General features: G+C 73.9%; 15 protein-coding genes. 8 read left to right on the forward strand and 7 right to left on the reverse strand.

Going from position 1 to position 19654, the window contains the following annotated elements; all coding sequences use genetic code 11:
• Positions 1-67: 67 nt before the first annotated feature.
• The 4 genes from JAO84_RS02645 to JAO84_RS02660 all read right to left on the reverse strand — a co-directional run bounded on the left by JAO84_RS02645 (position 68) and on the right by JAO84_RS02660 (position 6367).
• A complete protein-coding gene (locus tag JAO84_RS02645; protein WP_370410008.1) occupies positions 68-1468 on the reverse strand; it encodes an APC family permease in 1401 nt (466 codons plus the stop codon).
• Between the two features lie 323 nt (positions 1469-1791).
• Positions 1792-3894, reverse strand: coding sequence for a hypothetical protein (locus tag JAO84_RS02650; RefSeq protein WP_370410009.1), 2103 nt, complete (start codon positions 3892-3894; stop codon positions 1792-1794).
• A gap of 109 nt (positions 3895-4003) precedes the next feature.
• Positions 4004-5728, reverse strand: coding sequence for an acyl-CoA dehydrogenase family protein (locus JAO84_RS02655; protein ID WP_370410011.1), 1725 nt, complete (start codon positions 5726-5728; stop codon positions 4004-4006).
• A 36-nt stretch (positions 5729-5764) separates the two neighbouring features.
• Positions 5765-6367 carry a PadR family transcriptional regulator gene (locus tag JAO84_RS02660; RefSeq protein ID WP_370410013.1) on the reverse strand — a complete coding sequence of 201 codons (603 nt, stop codon included), beginning with the start codon at positions 6365-6367 and terminating at the stop codon, positions 5765-5767.
• A gap of 329 nt (positions 6368-6696) precedes the next feature.
• Between JAO84_RS02660 and pucL the strand changes: the two genes are divergently transcribed.
• Positions 6697-7617 (forward strand): factor-independent urate hydroxylase, encoded by a 921-nt coding sequence (gene pucL, locus JAO84_RS02665; protein WP_370410015.1) that lies wholly within the window; start codon positions 6697-6699, stop codon positions 7615-7617.
• 75 nt (positions 7618-7692) lie between these two features.
• Here pucL and JAO84_RS02670 read toward each other — a convergent pair whose 3' ends face one another.
• Positions 7693-8316, reverse strand: coding sequence for a TOPRIM nucleotidyl transferase/hydrolase domain-containing protein (locus JAO84_RS02670; RefSeq protein WP_370410017.1), 624 nt, complete (start codon positions 8314-8316; stop codon positions 7693-7695).
• A gap of 75 nt (positions 8317-8391) precedes the next feature.
• Positions 8392-8697, reverse strand: a complete 306-nt coding sequence (locus JAO84_RS02675) for a hypothetical protein (RefSeq protein WP_370410019.1) — start codon at positions 8695-8697, stop codon at positions 8392-8394.
• Between the two features lie 293 nt (positions 8698-8990).
• Here JAO84_RS02675 and JAO84_RS02680 point away from each other — a divergent pair, with 293 nt between their 5' ends.
• The 3 genes from JAO84_RS02680 to JAO84_RS02690 are packed head-to-tail and all read left to right on the forward strand — an operon-like array spanning position 8991 to position 12372.
• Entirely contained in the window at positions 8991-9668 is a 678-nt protein-coding gene (locus JAO84_RS02680) for a response regulator transcription factor (RefSeq protein WP_370410021.1), read from the forward strand.
• Positions 9668-10306 (forward strand): DUF4255 domain-containing protein, encoded by a 639-nt coding sequence (locus JAO84_RS02685; RefSeq protein ID WP_370410023.1) that lies wholly within the window; start codon positions 9668-9670, stop codon positions 10304-10306. Before JAO84_RS02680 ends, JAO84_RS02685 begins: the two co-directional genes overlap by 1 nt.
• Positions 10303-12372 (forward strand): AAA family ATPase, encoded by a 2070-nt coding sequence (locus tag JAO84_RS02690; RefSeq protein WP_370410025.1) that lies wholly within the window; start codon positions 10303-10305, stop codon positions 12370-12372. The genes JAO84_RS02685 and JAO84_RS02690 overlap by 4 nt, the downstream gene beginning before the upstream one ends.
• 78 nt (positions 12373-12450) lie before the next feature.
• Here the strand turns inward: JAO84_RS02690 and JAO84_RS02695 are convergent, their stop codons facing one another.
• A complete protein-coding gene (locus JAO84_RS02695) occupies positions 12451-14043 on the reverse strand; it encodes a peptidoglycan-binding protein (protein ID WP_370410027.1) in 1593 nt (530 codons plus the stop codon).
• A gap of 251 nt (positions 14044-14294) precedes the next feature.
• Between JAO84_RS02695 and JAO84_RS02700 the strand changes: the two genes are divergently transcribed.
• The 4 genes from JAO84_RS02700 to JAO84_RS02715 all read left to right on the forward strand — a co-directional run bounded on the left by JAO84_RS02700 (position 14295) and on the right by JAO84_RS02715 (position 17056).
• Positions 14295-15944 (forward strand): phage tail sheath subtilisin-like domain-containing protein, encoded by a 1650-nt coding sequence (locus JAO84_RS02700; RefSeq protein WP_370410029.1) that lies wholly within the window; start codon positions 14295-14297, stop codon positions 15942-15944.
• A 92-nt stretch (positions 15945-16036) separates the two neighbouring features.
• Complete coding sequence (locus JAO84_RS02705) at positions 16037-16480, forward strand: phage tail protein (RefSeq protein ID WP_265864418.1); 444 nt, start codon at positions 16037-16039, stop codon at positions 16478-16480.
• A gap of 4 nt (positions 16481-16484) precedes the next feature.
• Entirely contained in the window at positions 16485-16913 is a 429-nt protein-coding gene (locus JAO84_RS02710) for a hypothetical protein (RefSeq protein WP_370410031.1), read from the forward strand.
• Positions 16910-17056: a hypothetical protein gene (locus JAO84_RS02715; protein ID WP_265864421.1), complete on the forward strand. Its 147-nt coding sequence runs from the start codon at positions 16910-16912 to the stop codon at positions 17054-17056. Before JAO84_RS02710 ends, JAO84_RS02715 begins: the two co-directional genes overlap by 4 nt.
• Positions 17057-19654: the final 2598 nt, after the last annotated feature.

The following is a 19654-nucleotide window of genomic DNA, read 5'->3' on the forward strand; positions in this document are numbered from 1 at the left end:
GGTCGGGGCGGCATCCGCCGTCCCGACCGTCACCGCGTGACTCCGTCGCTCCGAGGCTCGCGCCGGGTCAGGCGTGGTCGGCGTCCTCGGGGATGCTGACCAGCCAGCGGGTGTCCTGGCGGGGGCGCAGGTAGAGCGCCCAGTAGAGGGTGGCGACGGCGGTGATGCCGCCGGTCCACAGCAGGTACTCGGTGTCCTGCATGTACAGGACGTACGCGAGGACGCCGATGAGCACGACCGGGACGGCCGGCCACAGCGGCATGCGCCAGGCCGCGACCTCACGGTGCGCGCCGCGGCGGCTGAACAGGGCGGCGACGGCGACGAGCAGGTACATGCCGGTGACGGAGACGCCGGTGACGCCGTAGAGGGTGTCGAGGTTGACGAAGCAGAGGGCCGCGCCGGGCACGCCGACGACCAGGGTGGCCACCCACGGCGAGCCGAAGCGGCCGAGGCGGGACAGGGCGTTGTTGACCGGCTCGGGCCAGGCCTTGTCGCGGGCGGAGGCGAACAGCACGCGGGAGTTCTGGATGACCATCACGATGCCGGCGTTGATGATGGCGAGCGCCACGCAGAGGCTGATGAAGGTGCCGACGGCCGAGTTGGACCAGGCGGTGATCATGCTGCTGATGTCGCCGCCGGTGAGAGCCTGGAGGTCGTCGGCGCCGAGGGTGATGGCGACGACGGGGACGAGGATGACGGCGGTGGAGATGGCGAGCGTGGCGAGCACGGTGCGGGCGACGCTGCGGCGCGGGTTCTCCAGCTCCTCGGAGAGGTAGACGGCGGTCGAGAAGCCCTGGGTGACGAAGAGGGCGATGGCGAGGCCGGAGACGACGAGGGCGCCGGTGACGAGCGAGTGGGTGCTGCCGTCGCCCGCGACCTGTCCGTGCGTCAGGGCGCCGAGGCCGCGCTGGGAGTGGCTGAAGCCGAGGACGGCGACGAGGCCGGCCGCGACGACTTCGAGGACGAGGAAGATACCGGTGATCCAGGCGTTGGCGCGCAGGTCGAGCAGTCCGGCGAGGGTGGCGAGGAGCATGACGCCGGCGCCGGCGATCGGGGCGGGGATGTGGACGAGCGGCGCGAGGTAGTCGGCCGTGCCCATGGCGATCACCGGGGGCACGATCATCACCACGAGCAGGGAGAGTACGAAGACCAGCCAGCCGGCGAGGCGGCCGGCGAGGGTGGAGACGATGGCGTACTCGCCGCCGGCGCTGGGGATGAGGGTGCCGAGCTCGGAGTAGACGAAGGCCACGCCGATGCAGAGCAGCGAGCCGATCGCGATGGTGAGCGCGGTGAAGGTGCCGACGCTGCCGAAGAGGTCGGGGACGACCACGAAGAGGGTCGAGGCGGGGGTGACGCAGGAGAGCGTGAGCAGGGTGCCGCCGACGACACCGATGGAGCGCTTGAGTTTCTGTGGCACGGGGGCCGTCTGGGGGGCCAGGGCGTGTGGTGCGCTGAGGGTGTCGGTCATCAGGCGGTTCCGATCGATGCGTGCGGTGCGTGTGCGAGCGGGAGCGGTATCGCCTCCGGGGCGGCCGGTGGGGTGCCGGTGATGTGAGGGGTGGGGTGTGACGGGTGTTCGTGTGCTCCCGGGCTGAATGGAAGCCCGCACGGATCCGCAGGTCAATGGCCTGATGGCTGCGGAATCCGTCGTCAGGGGTCGGTTCGGCGGGGCGATCGGACGTTAACAACGCGCCAAGACGGCGTGAATGCTCCGTACGGGAACCGCAGCGCTCCCGGGAGGACTTTTACCGCGCTTTACCGGCCGTCGCGCATCGTGGACGCCTCGGCGGGTCAGGCGGTGCCGCTCTCCCATACGACGGTGCCGCCGAGCAGCCCGGGGCGGGCGCCGGTGGCGAGGGCCGGGTGCTCCAGGGTGTCGGCGGTCTCCTCCAGACAGCTGCCGAGGCTGTCGGGGGTGTCCCAGTCGGCTTGCCCGCCGTGCCGGGTCCAGCGGCCCAGGTGACCGGTCCCGGTGTCCAGGAAGAGACCGGAGGTGAGGTCGGCGGGGTCGAGCGAGATCACCGGGATCCAGGCAGGCCGCCAGCCGGGCGTGCCTGACAGCGACCGGTACGCGGCGGCGACGGCGTCGAGCGGGATCAGCGCCATGCCGCCCGGCAGACAGCCGACGCGAGCGCCGGTGCCGGCCGCGGCGCCGTCGTCGCCCGCGGTCAGGGTCCAGAGCGTGCGCAGGGCGGCCGGCAGGCGGACGCCGTCGAGCTCGCGCTCGACGGCGTCGATCTCGGCGGGGCGCGCGCCGGCGCGGAGCGCGGCCAGGGAGTCGGGGGCGTGTCGGCCGAGCCAGGCGGTGACGCGCCGCCAGGCCTCGGTGATCTCGCGGGCGGCGATCGCGTCCGCGGCCAGGGGGTGGTGGCCGGCGGTGCCGTGGGCGGCCGGGGAGCCGGGCAGGCCGCACCGGTCGAGGAGGGCATGGAGTTCCGCGGCGGTCAGCCGCGGATTCGCGGCGGCGCCTTCGGCGAGCTCGGGCGCGGCGGGGCCCTCCAGAAGGGTCGAGAGGAGGGAGACCGGGAGTACGGGGTTGGCGGCGGCGGCCCGGCGGACCCGGGCGTCGGGGTCGCCGAGCTGCGGCACGGGCGGCCGGTCGAGCGTGGGGTCGGCGGCGGCCAGGGCGCGTACCTCCGGGTCCTCGTGGTCGAGGAGGTGTCCGAGACCGGTGCGCGGCACGCGGCTCGGAGGGAGCAGATGCCGCAGGTGGCGGGGGGTGGCGATGAAGGCTTCGAGGAGGGTGGCGGCGGGTGCGAGCGGGTGGTGGTACGCGAGCAGAAGTCGTACCTCCGGGTCGGGGTCGGCGGCGAGCGGGGCCGCCAGCTCGCCGGGGAGCCCGGCCCAGGTCGCCGCGACGCGGCGCAGCAGGGCGTGCTCCGACCGGGCGCACTCGGCGTACCAGTCGGGGTCGGGGACGATCGGCGTCTCGGGGAGCGGACCGACCATGTAGACGGTGCCGCGCGCGACGAGGTCGACGGCCGCGCGCTTTTCCCAGGTGCGCTGGTACGGCTGGACGCGCGCCCGGGTCCGTACCGATTCGTCCGGGTCCTCCATCAGGGCGGGGAGCAGTGCGGGGTCGAGGTCGGCGCGGCTCGCGACGCGTTCGCGGACCTTGGGGTCGGGATCGCGGGCGAGGCGGGCGACGGCGTCGGCGTGGGTGTGCGGGTTGCGGGCCAGTTCCCCCAGGTCGCGGCCGGCGCCGAGGCAGGCGTCGACGACCGTGCGGGCGAGTGCGCCGTCGAGGAGGAGGCCGGTGCGGTGGTGGCTCTCCCGCTCCGGCAGCTCGGTCACCGTGGCGGCCGGGTCCCGGTGGCCGTCGTTGCGCCGGGCGGCCTCGCGGACCTCGGGGTCCGGGTCGGCGAGGAGCGCGGCGCGCCGTTCGGCGGTGAGTGACGACCAGTCGTTGGCGGCGTAGGCCCGCACGACGGGGTCGGGGTGGGTGGCCATGGCCCGGCGGTGGGCGAGCGAGATCTGCCGGGAGGAGAACAGTTCGCCGATGATCTCGCCGACGGTGACCTGGCCGCCGGGGTGGTCCTCGTCGCGTGCGGTCAGCAGGGCGTCCACGACGTCAGCGGGCAGCGGAACCGTTCTCCCGCGCTGTGGTTTGGGCCCTCCGGCGAGCGCGGCCCGCACCAGCGCGTCGGGATCGCGCACAAGGCGGCCCCGCAGCTCCGGCGCCACGTGCCCGTTCCGGGCGAACGCCCGGCGCACCTCCCGGCGCGGATGCGTGAGCACCGCCTCGGTCACGGCGTCGGGCAGGGCCCGCTCCTGGCAGAGCGTCTTCCAGGCGGTGCTCGCGCCGGGGTCGAGCAGCCTGACCAGGACGTCCGCGGGGGCACCGGAGTTGCTCGCGATGCCGCGCATCCACGCTTCGACCAGGGAGGAGTTCATCACGGCATCCTGCCAGTCCGGTCGCGTGGAGCGGTGAACGGGGGCGTTCACCGGCCCGCCCAGGGGGGTGGTCCGGGCGGGCCGGAGACAGGGGGTGGCGGGGCCGCGCCTACTGCGCCATCTCGTACGCGCCGGACAGCGACTCCACGCGCTGCCAGACGCGGTCCGTGCGGGCCTGGTCGACGACCGGGCGGCGGACGGCGGTGAGGGCCCAGCTCTGCTGGGCGGCGGTCGCGGAGTCCTTGCCGTGGAGCTCGACGGCGTGGGCCGAGAAGTCGCGGACGAGGACCGCGAAGAGCTCGTCGAGGACGTCCTCGTCGAGCGCGGTGAGCGCGCCCTGCTCCAGGACCAGCTGGGCGTGCACGACGAGGGCGAAGAGCTGGCCGACGGCGAGCAGCAGGTCGAGGTCGCGGCTCTGCTCCTCGTCGGGGGCGGCCGTGGTGACGAACTCGCAGAGCGCGTCCGCCTGTTCGCGGAAGCGGGCGACGTTCGGGAGGTGCGCGTACGTGTCGAAGGCCGGGCGCCAGTCGTGGAAGCGGACCGCGCCGAGACCGCGGGCCGGGCCCTGACGGAAGAGGAAGTCGTCGTCCGCGGCGTCGAGGCGGGTCGGCACCGGCTCGTAGGCGGCGGGGGCGAGGAGGTGGTTGCGCATGAACTTGAGGATCAGCGCGAGGTTGACGTGGACCGTGCCCTCCAGCTTCGGCAGGCCGCGGATCTCGACGGCTGCCTGGGCGAAGTAGTTGTCCTTCTCGAAGCCCTTCGCGGCGACGACGTCCCACATCAGGTCGATGACCTTCTCGCCCTCCGTGGTCACCTTCATCTTCGTCATCGGGTTGAAGAGGAGGTAGCGGCGGTCGTCGGGCCCGGCGGTGCGGAAGTAGTCCACGGCGCGGTCGCTGAACTGCTTCATGCCGACCAACCGCACGTAGGCGTCGGTCAGTTCGCGCCGCACGTGCGGGAAGGCGGTGACCGGCCGGCCGTACAGGATCCGGTTCTGCGCGTGGGTGACGGCCTCGTACATCGCGTGCTCGCAGATGCCGATGGAGGCGGTGCACAGGTTGAACTTGCCGACGTTGACGGTGTTGAGCGCGGCGTCGAAGGCGGCGCGGCCGGTGTGCAGGACGTCCTCGGCGGCCACCGGGTAGTCCTCCAGGCGGAACTCGCTGACGAACTTGGATGAGTCGACGACGTTCTTGACCAGGTGGTAGGCGGGGTGGCGGCTGTCGGCGGCGAAGAAGACATAGCCGTCGGGGCCCTCGACGTCGGTGCGGCGGCCGAAGACGGAGACGAGGCCGGCGGCGTTGCCGTTGCCGATGTAGTACTTGGAACCGGTGGCGCGGAAGCCGCCCTCGCCGTCGGGGGTGAGCAGCATGTCGGTGGAGTAGATGTCCGCGCCGTGCGTCTTCTCCGACAGGCCGAAGGCGAACACCTCGCCCTGGCGCAGGAGTTCGGCGGCCCGCTCGCGCGCGGCGGCGTTGTCGCTCTGCCAGACCGGGCCGAGGCCGAGGATGGTGACCTGCCAGGCGTACCAGTAGTCGAGGCCGTAGAAGCCGAGGATCTCGTTGAGGGCGGCGATCCGGGCGGTGTCCCAGCGCTTGTCGCTCTCGCCCTCGCCGGCGGCGGAGGCCGGGGTGAGGAAGGTGGCGAAGAGGTTCTCCTTGGCGGCGAAGGCGAGGAAGTCGCCGAGCCAGGCGCGGGTGCGGTAGTCCTCGATCAGCTGTCGCTTGCCGCGCTCCTCGAACCAGTCGACGGTGGCGCGCAGCAGCCGGCGCGTCTCCGGGTCGAAGTGCGCGGGGTCGTAGGTGCGCGGGTTGAAGAGGAGCGAGTCGGCCATGGAGGGTGCCGCCTTTCGGTGAGGATGGTCGGGGGTTCAGCGCTCGGCGCGGAACCGGTGGAGGGTGGCGAGCACGTCGTCGAGCCAGGCGATCATCATGCGTTCGTACGCGATGCCGCCCCGCAGCACGACGTGCTGCAGCTCGCGCTCGGCGTCGGCGGGCCCGTAGGAGCCGTGGCCCGGGCCGCCGTCGGGGCCGCCGCTGGGGCCGGTGCCGGGGCCGGTGCCGAAGTCCCGGGTCTCACCGGCGAGATAGTGGGCGAGCCGGTCCCGGTGGGTCTCCCGGTGCCGTTCCACCTCGTGGATCAGGCCGGCCGGGTCGTCGAAGGCGGCGCCCCGGATCTTCACGGCCAGGTCGTGGCGGACGGACTCGGGCTCGATGGGGTCGTGCAGCCAGGAGGAGAGCGCGGCCCGGCCGAGGTCGGCCACCGAGTACTCGCGTTTGTCCGGCCGGCCCTGCTGCGGGACGTCCCGGGCGGCGACCCAGCCGTCGTGCTCCATGCGCTTGAGCACGCGGTAGATCTGCTGGTGGGTGGCGGTCCAGAAGTAGCCGATGGACCGCTCGAAGCGCCGGGCCAGCTCGTATCCGGAGCCCGGTTGCTCAAGGAGCGAGACGAGGATCGCGTGTTCGAGCGCCATGCCGCCGATCTTGCTATGCAACGAGTTGCATAGCAAGGCGGGCGCCGCCGGTGAGACACGGCTCACCCCGCGCGGGGCGGTCCGGGCATCCCCGGCAATTCATCTCCTGTCGGTCCCGGATCCGGGCGCCCCCGCCCCGACCCCTTGTCGATCGACGGGCGCCTGTGCTCCAATCCGTGACGAACACCTACGGACCGGGATGCTCGTCAGTCCCGGGGCGGTCCAGAGGCGCGAGGGCCGGACGGCGGGGAGCGCGGGCGGTTTCGGCCCGGCGCTGGACGCCGGGCGTACGGGGACAACCCATCCACGTACCCGCAGGAGCGATCGCCATGAGCAAGCACGTCCTGGCCCAGAACCAGTACGGCAAGGCCGAGAACCGCATCGTCAAGATCACCCGTCAGGGCAACGAGGGCGCCTGGCACGAGATCCGCGACCTGAACGTCTCCGTCGCCCTGCGCGGCGAGTTCCGCCAGGTGCACCTGACCGGCGACAACGGCAACTGTCTGCCGACGGACACCACCAAGAACACGGTCTACGCCTTCGCCAAGGAACACGGCATCGCCTCCCCCGAGGCGTTCGCGATCCTGCTCGCCAAGCACTTCGTGCACTCGCAGCCGGTGATCCACGAGGCGCAGATCCGCGTCGAGGAGTACGCCTGGGACCGGATCTCCGTGCCCACCCGCGCCGAGCAGCACTCCTTCGTCCGCAAGGGCCAGGAGGTCCGCACCGCCCAGGTCACCCACAGCGGCCAGACCGGTCAGCTGCAGGTCATCTCCGGTCTGAAGGACCTCACCGTCATGAACTCGACCAACTCCGAGTTCCACGGCTTCATCAAGGACAAGTACACGACCCTCCAGGAGGCCTACGACCGCATCCTGGCCACCAAGGTCACGGCCCGCTGGGCGCACTCCGCGCTCACCGCCGACGCCGAGGACTTCGACTGGGACCGCTCGTACAAGTCCGCGCGCCGTCACATGCTGGAGGCCTTCGCGGAGACCTACAGCTACTCCCTGCAGCAGACCCTCAACGCGATGGCCGAGCGGGTCCTCGACAACTGCCAGAGCGTCAACGAGGTGCGGCTCAACCTGCCGAACAAGCACCACTTCCTCGTGGACCTGGAGCCGTTCGGCCTGAAGAACGACAACGAGGTGTACTACGCCGCCGACCGGATGTACGGCCTGATCGAGGGCACCATCCACCGTGACGGCGTGCAGCCGGTGATCGCCACCAGCGACTGGATCACCGCCTGACCCGCCCCGGGCCGGCCACGGACCCGACGGCACCGGACCACCCCGCGCGCGCTCGCCCGGGGTGGTCCGGTGCGGTCAGACCGTGGACAGCAGTGCGGCCAGGGGCTCCGGGACGGCGTCCGGGGGCAGCGCCTCGGTGAGGACGCGACCGTAATGGATCTTGCGGCCCTTCTTCGTGCCGAGGAAGCGGCGCAGTTGCTGTCGCGGGGTGCGGGTGCGCTGCTCGGGCTGGCGGAGGAAGGTGCTCAGCGGACGGTGGTCGCCCTCGGCGCGGACGAGTTCGGCGACCCGGTCCGGGCCAAGGGCGCGAATGAGTTCGTCCTCCAGGTCGGCGGCGCAGACGAAGAAGGCGTGCTGCTCCTCGGCGAGCCCGGCGCGGGTCCAGCCGCGGGCGTAGTAGTCACGCTCGCGCTCGTCGCACAGGCCGGTGAGGCGCAGGCCCAGGCCCGGCGGGCCGAGGAGCTGTGCGTAGCGGGCGATGTTCATCGCGCCGCCCATGGAGAGGACGCAGACGCCCTCGGCCGCCAGGTCACGTCCCCGGGCGGCGGCCAGGGCCTCGACGGCGGCGACGTCGCTCAGTCCTTCGAGCAGGACCACGGTCCGTACGGGCAGCAGCTCGGCGAGCTCCCGTGCGGGGTCGCCGGGGCCGCCCGCCGCCCACGCGGTGACCGCTTCCCGGAACGCCCCCATGTCAGCCATGGGTCGAGTGTCCGGCCCCGCGGCCTTGTGCGCCACGCATTTTCGCGCTAGCCGGGGGGCCGGGGCCGGCCCGGCTCAGGGCATGCGGTGCGAGGCCAGACAGAGCCTGAGCCGGGTGAGGTCCTCGGCCTCGACGAAGACCCGCTGCCCCCAGTGCGCGGTGAGGCGTTCGGCCACGTCGACCAGACGACGCCGGTCCTGCGGCGTGTAGGCGGGGTAGCGCGCCCAGCCGCGGTCGGCGATCTCGTTGCCCAGCTCGGTGAAGAGCAGCCCGCGGTAGCGCCGTTCCTCGTCCGCCGTCAGCGGCGTCGCGGGCGAATCGTCCTCGCCCGCGCCCGCGCCCTCGCCGGGAAGCACCCGTACGTTGTAGAGCTCCCGCACCACCGCTCCGCCACCGCCTTCCGTCCGTGCCGCCGGCGCACCCTGCGTACCCGGCGGCAGGAGGACGTTAGCGCGACGGCAGTGGAACGTGAGTACGAGCTGCGAGGCTGGCGCGGCCACTGTGGCCGACGCGTCGCCACGGACCGGCAGACCACGCACCACGGGCGGCTCACGTCACATGCCACCAGCCGCGGGGACACGGTACGTACGGCCGCTCGACCAGCGCCTCGGCCCCGTGCCCCGACGGCCCGCGCACGGACGGGTCGAGCCGAGCGAGAGAGCAGGTAGGGGAAATGCTCACCAAACGCGTGACGGTCACCGTCCACGCATCCGATCCGCTCAGCAGGGCCGGGCTGATCAGTCATTTACGGCACCAGCCGACCATCGACGTGATGGCCGGCCGCGAAGGGCACGACGGCGGCGGGGCGCCGCGGGGGACGGCGGACGCGCCGGCGGTCGCCGTCATGCTCGCCGACCGGATCGACGAACCGACCACCGCCGAGCTGCGCCGGCTGCTTCGCGCCGGCAGCGACCAGCGGGTCGTGCTGGTCGCCCGGGAGCTGCGCGAGCCGGATCTGCTCACGGTCGTCGAATACGGGGTGCGGGCCATCATCTGGCGCCATCAGGCCACCGAGGAACGCCTGTTGAGCGCCGTCCACAGCGCGGCCCGCGGCGAGGGGGAACTGCCGCCGGACCTGGTGAGCCGGCTCCTCGACCAGGTCGGGCGGCTGCAGCGGGCGACGGCCGCCGGCACCGGCCCGGGCGGCACCGTGCCGCTCTTCGGCATGGCACCGCGCGAGGTCGACGTGCTGCGGCTGCTCGCGGAGGGCTTCGAGACCCGGCAGATCAGCGAGAAGCTCGCCTACTCGGAACGCACCGTCAAGAACATCCTGCACGCGCTGATGACCCGGCTCCAACTCACCAACAGGGCGCATGCCGTCGCGTACGCGCTCCGCGAGGGCTACATCTGATGATCCACGAAATCGACGCGTCCCTGCGTCTGCTGCTCGCGCCGGCGGTCACGGGCGACATCGCCTTCGAGGCGCCGACCCGCGACTGGGCGGCCCGGCGCAACGCGCCCACCCTCAACGCGTACCTCTACGACATCCGCGAGGACGTCGCCCGCCGCGAACGCGGCCCCGTCGCCGAGCGCGACGCCCAGGGCGTCGTCACCCGCCGCCGCCAGCCGCCGCGCTGGTTCCGCCTGTCGTACCTGGTGACGGCCTGGACCGCCCGCCCGGAGGACGAACACCGTCTGCTCTCCGGCGCGTTGGCGCTCCTGCTCCCGCACGAGGTCCTGTCCGGCGACGCCGTCCCCGAGTCGGTCCGGGCCATCACCCCGACCCTGCCCCTCACGGTCGCGGTGCCGCCCGGCGATTCCCGCTCGCTCGCCGAGATCTGGTCCGCGCTCGGCGGCGAGCTGAAACCCTCCCTCGACGTCGTGATCACCACCCCCTTCCCGGTCACCCCGGTGTACGGAGCGGCCCCGCCCGTCACCGAGGGCGCCGAGGTCGTGGTCCGCGGCCTCGACGGCGTCCCGAACGACTCGTCCCCACGGATGCTGCGCCGCCCGGGCAGCGGCATCGCGGCACGCGGGGGCCGGGCATGAGCGCCGACCTGCTGCAGCTGATCGGCGCGCTCCGCACCCGGGTCGCCGCACTGGTGGCGACCCGCAGCGCCGACGACCCGACCGCGGGCGATCCGCTGCGCGGCCTGTACGTGACCGGGGAGACGGCGCTGCGGATCGCGACGGCGGGGCCGGGCGCGGCGGGTGCATCCGGCGCGGCCGGCATGTCCGGGCAAGCGCCCGCCGGCCCGGCGGCGCCTGAGCTCGGCGGGCCTTCGCCGGGCCGGCAGAGCAGCACGGGGCGGCTGGCCGCGCTCAGGTGCGCGTTCGGGCTGTCCGGGCTCGATGTGGAGGTGCTCCTCGCGGCGGTCGCGCCCGAGGTGGATCGGGGGTTCGAGGCGCTGTACGGGTACCTCAACGACGATGTCGGGCGGCGTCGCGCCACGGTGGGGCTTGCGCTCGACCTGGCCGGGACCGGGCCGGCCGACGCGGGCGCTCGGGACCGCTTTCACCCGGCGGCGCCGCTGCGCGCGGGCGGGCTGCTTCAGGTCGACGACGAGGACGAGGGCCGGCCGCTGCCCGGGCGGGCGTTGCGGGTGCCGGAGCGGGTGGTCGCGCATCTGCTCGGCGATGACAGCCGGCTGGACGCCCGACTGGCGGACGCGGGGGTGGAGTTGTTGCCGCCCACCGGAACAGGCGCCGGGCCGGCCGTCGGGGAGGTCGCCGCGCGGATCGCGGCGGCCGGACCCGTGACCGTCCATCTGCGGGAGCGGGTGCCCGGGGCCGCGACGGACGCGGTGGTGACCGCGCTGCGGGCGGCCGGGCGGCCGGTGCTGCGGTACCGGCCGGAGGCCGTGGACGCGGAGGCGGCCCGGGTGCTGCTCCGCGAGGCCCGGCTGCGCGGCGCCGCGGTGGTCGTCGAGCCGCTGCCGCCGGAGCCCGGCCCGCTGGTGCGGGCGCTGGCGGCGGGCGGGGCGACGGTGGTCCTGGCCGGGGCCGAGGCGCCCGATCCGACGTGGGTGCCGGCGGCGGCGCTGGTGGCCCTGGAGGCGCCGGGGGCGGCCGAGGCCTCCTCCGTCGAGCTGTGGCGCCACGCGCTGGGCGGCGAACCCGGCTCCGGCCGGGGCGACTTCGACCTGGCCGAGGCCGTCGCGCCGTACCGCCTCGGCGGGGACCAGATCCGGCGCGCGGCGAGCGCGGCCCGCGCCCTGGCGGCGTTCGAGGGCGGCTCGCTCACCCGGGCCCACGTCCAGCGGGGCGCGCGGCTCGTGTCGGCGCCGCTGCTCGACAGCCGGGCCCGGCGGGTGCGGCCCGCGGTGGGGTTCGCGGACATCGTGCTGCCCGAGGAGCCGCTGGGCCTGCTGCGCGAGCTGACCGGGCGGGCCCGGCACCGGGACCGGGTGCTCGGCGAGTGGCGGCTGCGCACCGGAGGCGGGCGGGGGCGCGGTGTCGTCGCGCTGTTCGCGGGCGAGTCGGGCACGGGGAAGACGCTGGGTGCGGAGGTCGTCGCGGGCGAACTCGGCCTGGATCTCTATGTGGTGGATCTGTCGTCGGTGGTCGACAAGTATGTGGGCGAGACCGAGAAGAACCTGGAGCGGATCTTCGCCGAGGTCGACCGCACGGACTGCGTGCTGCTCTTCGACGAGGCTGACGCGGTCTTCGGCAAGCGGTCGGAGGTGCGCAGTTCGCACGACCGGTACGCGAACCTGGAGAGTGCCTATCTGCTGCAGCGCCTGGAGGCCTTCGACGGGATCGCGGTGCTCACCACCAACCTCCGCGCCAACATCGACGAGGCCTTCACCCGCCGGCTCGACCTGGTGGTCGACTTCCCGTTCCCGGACGCCGAGCAGCGGGTCGCGCTCTGGCACTCCTGCCTCGCGGGCGTGCCGCGTGCGAAGGGCCTGGCGGAGGAAATCCTGGGCTGCGCCAAGGAGTTCGAGCTCGCGGGCGGCGCGATCCGCTCGGCCGCGGTGACCGCGGGGTATCTGGCGGCGGCTCGGGGGGCCGGGGCGGTGGTGACGGGCGAGGACCTGCGGGCCGGGGCGCGTCGCGAGTACCGGAAGGCGGGGCGGCTCGTCGCGGACACGGCGGCGCCCTGGTCCCCGTAACGTAACGGCACGACACAGGAGAGTCGGGGGCGGTCCGCGCATGGACCGCCCCCGACCTGCTTTCCGCTTCTGCTGTTGCTACTTCACGCTGCCGCCGACCATCGCGTTGAGCGTCTTCCAGTCGGCGGTGCCGGTGGCCGGGAGGCCGACGGCCTGCTGGTAGGTGCGGATGTGGTCGCTGACGTTGCTGCCGTAGGGCGTCGTCGTGTCCTTGCCGGAGCGGAAGTGGTCGATGCCGAGCCGGGCGTAGTTGCGGACCCGGTCCATGTCGCCGGGGTCGGTGAAGTCGCGGTTGATCGCCCACCAGAAGGCGCCCATCAGGGCGGTGTTCTCCCAGGTGCGGCTGCCCGACTTCACCTCGTCGGGGGAGATGCCCTGCGCCCAGAGCGAGGTCAGGGTGGCGCGGCCGAGCATGCCCTCGGCGTCCGTTTCGAAGATCGCGGCCGAGTTGGTGCCGTCCCGCTGGCCGACCTTGACCACGGCGTTCTGGTAGCAGACCAGGGAGGTGCGGGTCGGCCCGTCGATGACGCCAGGGCTCCAACTCCCCTTCAGAGTACAGGCGTTCTTGCTGCCGAGGGCCGCCAGGCGGAGCTGGGCGAATTCCACGACGACGTCCTTCGGGTAGCCGGGGCCCCACGGCGGGACCTCGCGGGGAGCGCTCGGCGGCGGGGGCGCCTCCCCACCGCCGCCGGTGCCGCCACCGCCGGAGCCGCCGGAGGCCGAGCCGCCGCCGCTCCCTCCCCCGCCGTCGCCGGACCCGGAGCCACCGTCACCGGGCGGCAGCTCCCCGCCACCGCCGGTCTGGTTCGCGCCGGGCGGCGGCGTGCCGGCCGTGCTCGGCGGGGGCGGGGCGTCGGGGAGCTTGTCGCCGTCGCCCTGCGGCAGCGGCGCGGGGGCGCCGGTCGCCCGGGTCTCCTTCGCCGCGCTGGTGATCTTCGGGGAGAAGCTCATCCAGAGCGCGACGAAGGCGATGACGCCGGTGACGAGCAGGCCGGCCGCGACCATCAGCCAGGCGCCGAGGACCGGCCGCTGGTCGAAGGTCGCGTCGATGTCGAGCGAGGTGTCGTCGCCGGAGCGGCGCACCGCCACGGTGAAGCGGTGCGACTCCTCGCCGCCGGTCCACCGTACGGCCTGCGGGCGCACCACGAGGTCGCCGAACGCGGCCCGGCCGGGGGCGATCTGCACGGCGTTGGGCCGCATGTCGAAGGTGAGCCGGTTCCCCTCGTCGCGTACGAGCAGCGAGGCGGTCAGCGGGGTGTTGCCCAGGTTGTCGACGGCGACGCGGGCCCGCCCGCGGAAGCGGCCGGTGAGCGCGGGCGGCAGCAGCTCGGCGCGCACCTCGGTGAAGGGCGTGACGGTCAGCCGGCCCTCCACGACGTCGCGGGCGGCGGCGTTCTCGCGGGGCTCGACGCGGATGCCGTACGGGAGGGGTCCGGCCGGCACGTCCGGCGAGCGCGGCGGGGCGAACGAGATCTCGGCGGTCCCCTCACTGCCCGGGTAGAGGCGGAGGACGTCCGGCTCCACCCGGGACCACCCCGAGGGTTTGCCGACGAGGGAGAGCCGGTATTCCTCGACGGTGTCCCCGGTGTTGCGCACACGCAGCCGAGCGGAGGTCCGGGTCCCTGGCTCGACGGTCACGTCGGCCGGGTCCAGAGAGGTCCACATGGTCATGGGCGCAGGCTAAGTGCCCGAAGGGGCCCGATGGTTGCCCGAAAGTCCCCGGTCGCGGGCACGCCCGGATGCCCTGACGCGCCGCCGGGGGCGGTGCGGCCCTGCCCTTGTGACGGCCCTTGCCTCCCTGGTCGCGGCCCCGCGCGGCGGGAAGAGTCGATGGCGTACGCGTCACGGACGCCGACGACGGCCACGGGGCCGGCCGGCCGCCGGCCCGCACCCGCACGTTCTTCCCCTAGGAGCGATCGCCCATGCCCACCTATCTGTCCCCCGGCGTCTACGTCGAGGAAATCGCCAGCGGCTCCCGCCCCATCGAGGGCGTGGGCACCTCCGTCGCCGCGTTCGTGGGCCTCGCGCCGACCGGCCCGCTGAACGAGCCGGTGCTCGTCACCAACTGGACGCAGTACGTGGCGTCGTTCGGCGAGTTCACGGAGGGCCACTACCTGGCCCACTCCGTGTACGGCTTCTTCGACAACGGGGGCACAGCGGCGTACGTCGTACGGGTCGGCGGCGGGGACGCGCAGGGCGACGGGCAGGCCGACGGGGCTGGAGCGGGCAGGGCGACGGGTGCCGGGGCCGGGGCTGGGGCTGGGGCTGGGGCGCCGCGTGAGCTGGTGGCCGGTGAGGCGGTCGCGCTCGGTACCTTCAAGGTGGCGGCGATCGCGGCCGGTTCGGAGGCCGGCGGGGCCCTGACCGTCGAGGTGCAGGACGTCGAGGGCGGGGACGGCGAGCGCTTCAAGCTGGTCGTGAAGGACGGCGAGAAGGTCGTCGAGAGCTTCGACGCGTCCGCGAAGAAGGGCTCGCGGACCTATGTCGTCACGCAGATCAAGCAGCGTTCCAAGACGATCGTGGTCGAGGAGGCGGCGGCCGGCGGCCAACTCGCCCGCCCGGACGCCCAGTCCGTGACGCTCGCGCCGCCCGTGGCGCGGGCCGTGCTCCCGGACCGGGTCGGGGACCGAGCGGCCGGCGCGGCGACCGGGGCGGTGGCCACGCTCGACTCCGCCCGCTTCATCGGCGATTCGGCCGACCGCACCGGTTTCGGCGGCCTGGAGGCCTTCGACGAGATCAGCATGGTCGCCGTGCCGGACCTGATGGCCGCGTACCAGCGGGGACTCATCGACGCGGAGCAGGTCAAGGCCGTGCAGCTCGGCCTGATCTCCCACTGCGAGCTGATGGGCGACCGGATGGCGATCCTCGACCCGCCGCCGGGCCTCAACGCGCGCGACGTACGCAAGTGGCGCCAGGAGACGGCTGGTTACGACTCCCGCTACGCGGCCCTCTACTACCCGTGGATCAAGTCCTTCGACCCGGCCACCGGCCAGACGCGTACGGTGCCGCCGTCCGGCCACATGGCCGGTGTGTGGGCCCGCAACGACGCCGAGCGCGGCGTGCACAAGGCCCCGGCCAACGAGATCGTGCGCGGCGCGGTCGACCTGGAGCTCCAGATCACCCGCGGCGAGCAGGATCTGCTCAACCCGGTGGGCGTGAACTGCATCCGCGCCTTCCCGGGCCGCGGCATCCGGGTGTGGGGCGCGCGGACCATGGCGTCCGACCCGGCCTGGCGCTATCTGAACGTCCGCCGCTACTTCAACTACCTCGAGGAGTCCATCCTCGTCGGCACCCAGTGGGTGGTCTTCGAGCCCAACGACCAGTCGCTGTGGGCGCGGATCCGCCGCAACATCTCGGCGTTCCTGGTCAACGAGTGGCGCCAGGGCGCGCTGTTCGGGCAGCGCGCGGAGGACGCGTTCTATGTGAAGTGCGACGCCGAGACGAACCCGCCGGAGTCCGTGGACCTGGGCCGCGTGGTCTGCGAGATCGGCATCGCGCCGGTGAAGCCGGCCGAGTTCGTGGTGTTCCGGCTCGCGCAGTTCCAGGGCGGGGGCGGGGAGCTGGAGGAGTAGCCGCTCTCCTCGCCGTTCCGCCCGACCTCGGGCGCCCGACCCTTCCTCTTCCCCATCCGTACGCAATCCCGCACGAACAGGAGTGATCCCGCATGGCTCTGGACACCGGTGACGCGCTCACCACACACAATTTCGGCCTGCAGATCGACGGCGTCATGGTCGAGACCCTGCAGGAGATCAGCAGCCTCTCCATGGAGCAGGACGTCATCGAGTACCAGCAGGTCTCGGCCGACGGCAAGCCGATCATCAAGAAGCTCCCCGGCGTGAAGAAGGCCGGCGAGTGCACGGTGACGCGCGGCGCCACGCAGTCCCAGGCCTTCACCGAGTGGATCGCGGCCTCCATCGCGGGCAACATGGGCCAGGCCCGCAAGGACGCGTCCATCATCTTCATGGACTACGAGCTGAACGAGGTGAAGCGCTACAACCTGCGCAACGCCTGGTGCACGAAGGTGGAGTTGAGCGGCACCAAGGCCGGTGACGCCGCGGCGCTCACCGAGCAGGTGACGATCACCTTCGAAGAGCTGACCCTCGGCTGATCCGGTGCGACGCGAAGGAACGGGGCCGGGTGCCTCGTCAGGGCCGGAAGCCCGACAGGAGCCGCTGCGCACCGAGTTCGAGTTCGAGCTGCCGCGCGGTTACGTCGACGAGTCGGGCACCGTGCACCGCCGGGGCGCCATGCGGCTGGCCACGGCCCGGGACGAGCTGGTGCCGCTGCGGGACGTGCGGGTCCGCGAGAACCCCGCGTATCTGTCGGTGGTCCTGCTCGGCCGGGTGATCACCCGGCTCGGCTCGCTCCCGTCGGTGCACGACGGGACGGTGGAGAACATGTTCGCCTCCGACCTGGCGTTCCTCCAGGACTTCTACCGGCAGATCAACGCGGAGGGCCACACCCGGGCCGCCGTGGCCTGCCCGCACTGCGAGGAGTCCTTCGAGGTCGAGCTGGCCGGGAGCCGCCTGGGGGAATCGTGACGTACGCGGCCGATCTCATCGAGGAGGAGACCGCGTACCTCGCCTTCCACTTCCACTGGGGCATGGACGCCGTCCTCGACCTGGAGCACGCGGACCGGCGCGGGTACGTGGCGCGGGCGCGGGCGCTGGTGGAGCAGGGCTGACCGAAACAACGGCGGTACGGAGAAAGGGGGTTGGAGAGGATGAGGATGAACGTGTTCGACCGATGGCGCGGGCGCCGGAACCGGGCTTCGCGGGAGGAGCCGGTGGCGGCGCCGGCGACGGCCTCCGGTACCGCGTGGCAGGCCTTGCCCCCCGTCCAGCGCGTCCTCACCCCCCCGACCCCCGTCGCGGAACCCGCCTTCTCCTCGTCCCTCGCCACCCACTGGAACCCCTCCTTCCACACCCACCTCACCCACGCCTCCCTCCCCGCCGCCCCCGCCGGCCTCCTCCTCGACGCGGTACGCCCGGTGCCGCCGACCACCTCCGAACTGCCGGGGCTCCGGCTGCCGGTGGCAGGTGCGGAGGGCCCGGCGGTGCAGCGGGCGGTACGGGGCGGGGCGGGGGCGCCTCAGGCGCCGGCTCAGCGTGAGGTGGAGGGCACGCGCTCGCGCGACGTCCAGCGGGGTGGGGCCCCCGGGGCACCGCAGGCACCGGTCCAGCGCGAGGTGGAGGGCACACGGGCAGCTGCGGCGCCGTCCTCGCCACCGCGTGTCGCCGAGGCCCCGCTGGGCGACGTCCCGACACCGGCACCCCCCGCGCAGCCCGCCACCCCGGCCCGGGCGCAGGCCGCGCCCGCGCAGGACCACCGCCCTGACAGCACCGCGCCTTCGGCCCCCGCCACGGGCGCGGGACCGCAGGCGCCGGTCCGGCGAGCGGTCAAGAGCACGCCGGCCGGCACGGCACGGCCCGCCCGGGCCGAAGCCGAACCAGCAACTGGTGGGCCGAGCAGCGCTGCCGCGCCGTCGGCAGGCCGTGGGACGCACGTCCCCACAGGGCCGCAGACCCCGCTCCAGCGGGAGGTGGAGGGCACGCGGGCCAAGGCCAAGCCCACGCCCGTGTCCAGCGCTCCGTCTTCGGCACGGCCGCCGGAGGCCACGGCACGCCGCGGGCCCGAAGGCCCGCTGGGCAGCGTCCCGGCATCGGCACCCACCATCCAGCGCGCCACCCCCGCCCGGCCGGAGGCCGGACCCACGCAAGACCACAGCCCCGACAGCACCGCACCCCGGACACCCACCACAGGCACAGTCCAGCGAGCGACCGAAGGCCCACGGGCCAGCGCGGCACGGCCCGCCCGAGCCGAAACCGAACCTGCAACTGGTGGGCCGAGCAGCGCTGCCAGGCCGTCGGCAGGCCGTGGGGCGCACGGCCCCACAGGGCCGCAGACTCCGCTCCAGCGGGAGGTGGAGGGCACCCGGACTAACGCGGCTCAGCCCGCACGGGTCGAGCCCAAGGCCGCGCCCGAGTCTGGTGCGGCATCTTCGGCACCGCCGCCGGAGGCCACGGTACGCCGCGGGCCCGAAGGCCCGCTGGGCAGCGTCCCGGCATCGGCACCCACCATCCAGCGCGCCACCCCCGCCCGGCCGGAGGCCGGACCCACGCAAGACCACCGCCCCAACAGCACCGCACCCCGGACACCCACCACAGGCACAGTCCAGCGAGCGACCGAGGCCGCACGGGCCGACGCGGCACGGTCCGCCCGGGCCGAAGCTGGACCTGCGACTGACGGGCCGAGCAGCGCTGCCGCGCCGTCGGCAAGCCGTGGGGCGGAAGCCCCGCAGGGCAGCGTCCCGGCATCGGCACCCGCCGTCCAGCGAGCCACCCCCGCCCGACCGCAGGCCGGGCCCGCGCAGGACCACGGCCCCAACAACCTCACGCCCCGGACACCCACCCCAGGCGCGGGACCGCAGGCGCCGGTCCAGCGACCGGCCGAGGCCAAGGCCACTCCCATGTCTGCTCCTCCGTCTCCGGCGCAACTGCCGGACGCCACGGCACGCCGTGGGGCCGAGGGCTCCCACGGCGGTCAGCCTGCATCGGCACCCACCGTCCAGCGCGCCAACCCCGTCCGACCGGAGGCCGGAGCCGCGCAGGACCACGGCCCCAACAACCCCACACCCTGGACGCCCGCCACAGGCACAGGGCCTCAGACCCCGACCCAGCGCGCGCCCGAGGGCACGCGGGCCGGCGCAGCACGGCCGGTCGGGGCCGAGCCCGAACCCGCAACCGGTCACCCGACCGCGGCCGCCATGCCACGCCGAGGGAACGAGGGGCCACAGGGCAGCGTCCCGGCACCGGCACCCGCCGTCCAACGCGCAACCCCCTCCCGGCCGCAGGCCGGCCCGACGCAGGACCACCGCCCCGACAACCGCACACCCCGAACGCCCACCGCAGGCCCGGGGGCGCAGGCCCCAATCCAGCATGAGGTGGAGGGCGCGCGAGCTGCCACGGCCAAGGCCACGCCTGTACCTGGTGTCCCGTCTCCGACGCGGCAGCCGGAGACCATGGCACACCCTGGGGCTCAGGTCCCGCAGGGAGGCGCCTCGCGGCCGGCACCCGCCGTCCAGCGCGCCACCCCGGTCCAGCCGCAGGCAGCGCCTCGGACGCCCGCCACCGGCGCGGGACCGCAGGCCCGCGCCCGGCGAGCCGTCGCAGACAAGCGGACAGCCGCAGGCAGGCCCGCACGGGCCGAGGGGGCCGAAGGGGCCGGCCCCATGGAGGACCCCCGTCCCGACAGCCCCACTCCTCGGACGCCCATCGCAGGC

The sequence above is a fragment of the Streptomyces fradiae genome (assembly GCF_041270065.1).
In the GTDB taxonomy this organism is placed as follows: domain Bacteria; phylum Actinomycetota; class Actinomycetes; order Streptomycetales; family Streptomycetaceae; genus Streptomyces.

Coding starts and splice junctions, on each gene's coding strand:
- JAO84_RS02660 (WP_370410013.1), bottom strand. CDS start 6,367: ATGGCGCTCGAACACGCGATCCTCGTCTCGCTCCTTGAGCAACCGGGC.
- pucL (WP_370410015.1), top strand. CDS start 6,697: ATGAGCAAGCACGTCCTGGCCCAGAACCAGTACGGCAAGGCCGAGAAC.
- JAO84_RS02670 (WP_370410017.1), bottom strand. CDS start 8,316: ATGGCTGACATGGGGGCGTTCCGGGAAGCGGTCACCGCGTGGGCGGCG.
- JAO84_RS02685 (WP_370410023.1), top strand. CDS start 9,668: ATGATCCACGAAATCGACGCGTCCCTGCGTCTGCTGCTCGCGCCGGCG.
- JAO84_RS02650 (WP_370410009.1), bottom strand. CDS start 3,894: ATGAACTCCTCCCTGGTCGAAGCGTGGATGCGCGGCATCGCGAGCAAC.
- JAO84_RS02695 (WP_370410027.1), bottom strand. CDS start 14,043: ATGACCATGTGGACCTCTCTGGACCCGGCCGACGTGACCGTCGAGCCA.
- JAO84_RS02655 (WP_370410011.1), bottom strand. CDS start 5,728: ATGGCCGACTCGCTCCTCTTCAACCCGCGCACCTACGACCCCGCGCAC.
- JAO84_RS02690 (WP_370410025.1), top strand. CDS start 10,303: ATGAGCGCCGACCTGCTGCAGCTGATCGGCGCGCTCCGCACCCGGGTC.
- JAO84_RS02705 (WP_265864418.1), top strand. CDS start 16,037: ATGGCTCTGGACACCGGTGACGCGCTCACCACACACAATTTCGGCCTG.
- JAO84_RS02700 (WP_370410029.1), top strand. CDS start 14,295: ATGCCCACCTATCTGTCCCCCGGCGTCTACGTCGAGGAAATCGCCAGC.
- JAO84_RS02645 (WP_370410008.1), bottom strand. CDS start 1,468: ATGACCGACACCCTCAGCGCACCACACGCCCTGGCCCCCCAGACGGCC.
- JAO84_RS02680 (WP_370410021.1), top strand. CDS start 8,991: ATGCTCACCAAACGCGTGACGGTCACCGTCCACGCATCCGATCCGCTC.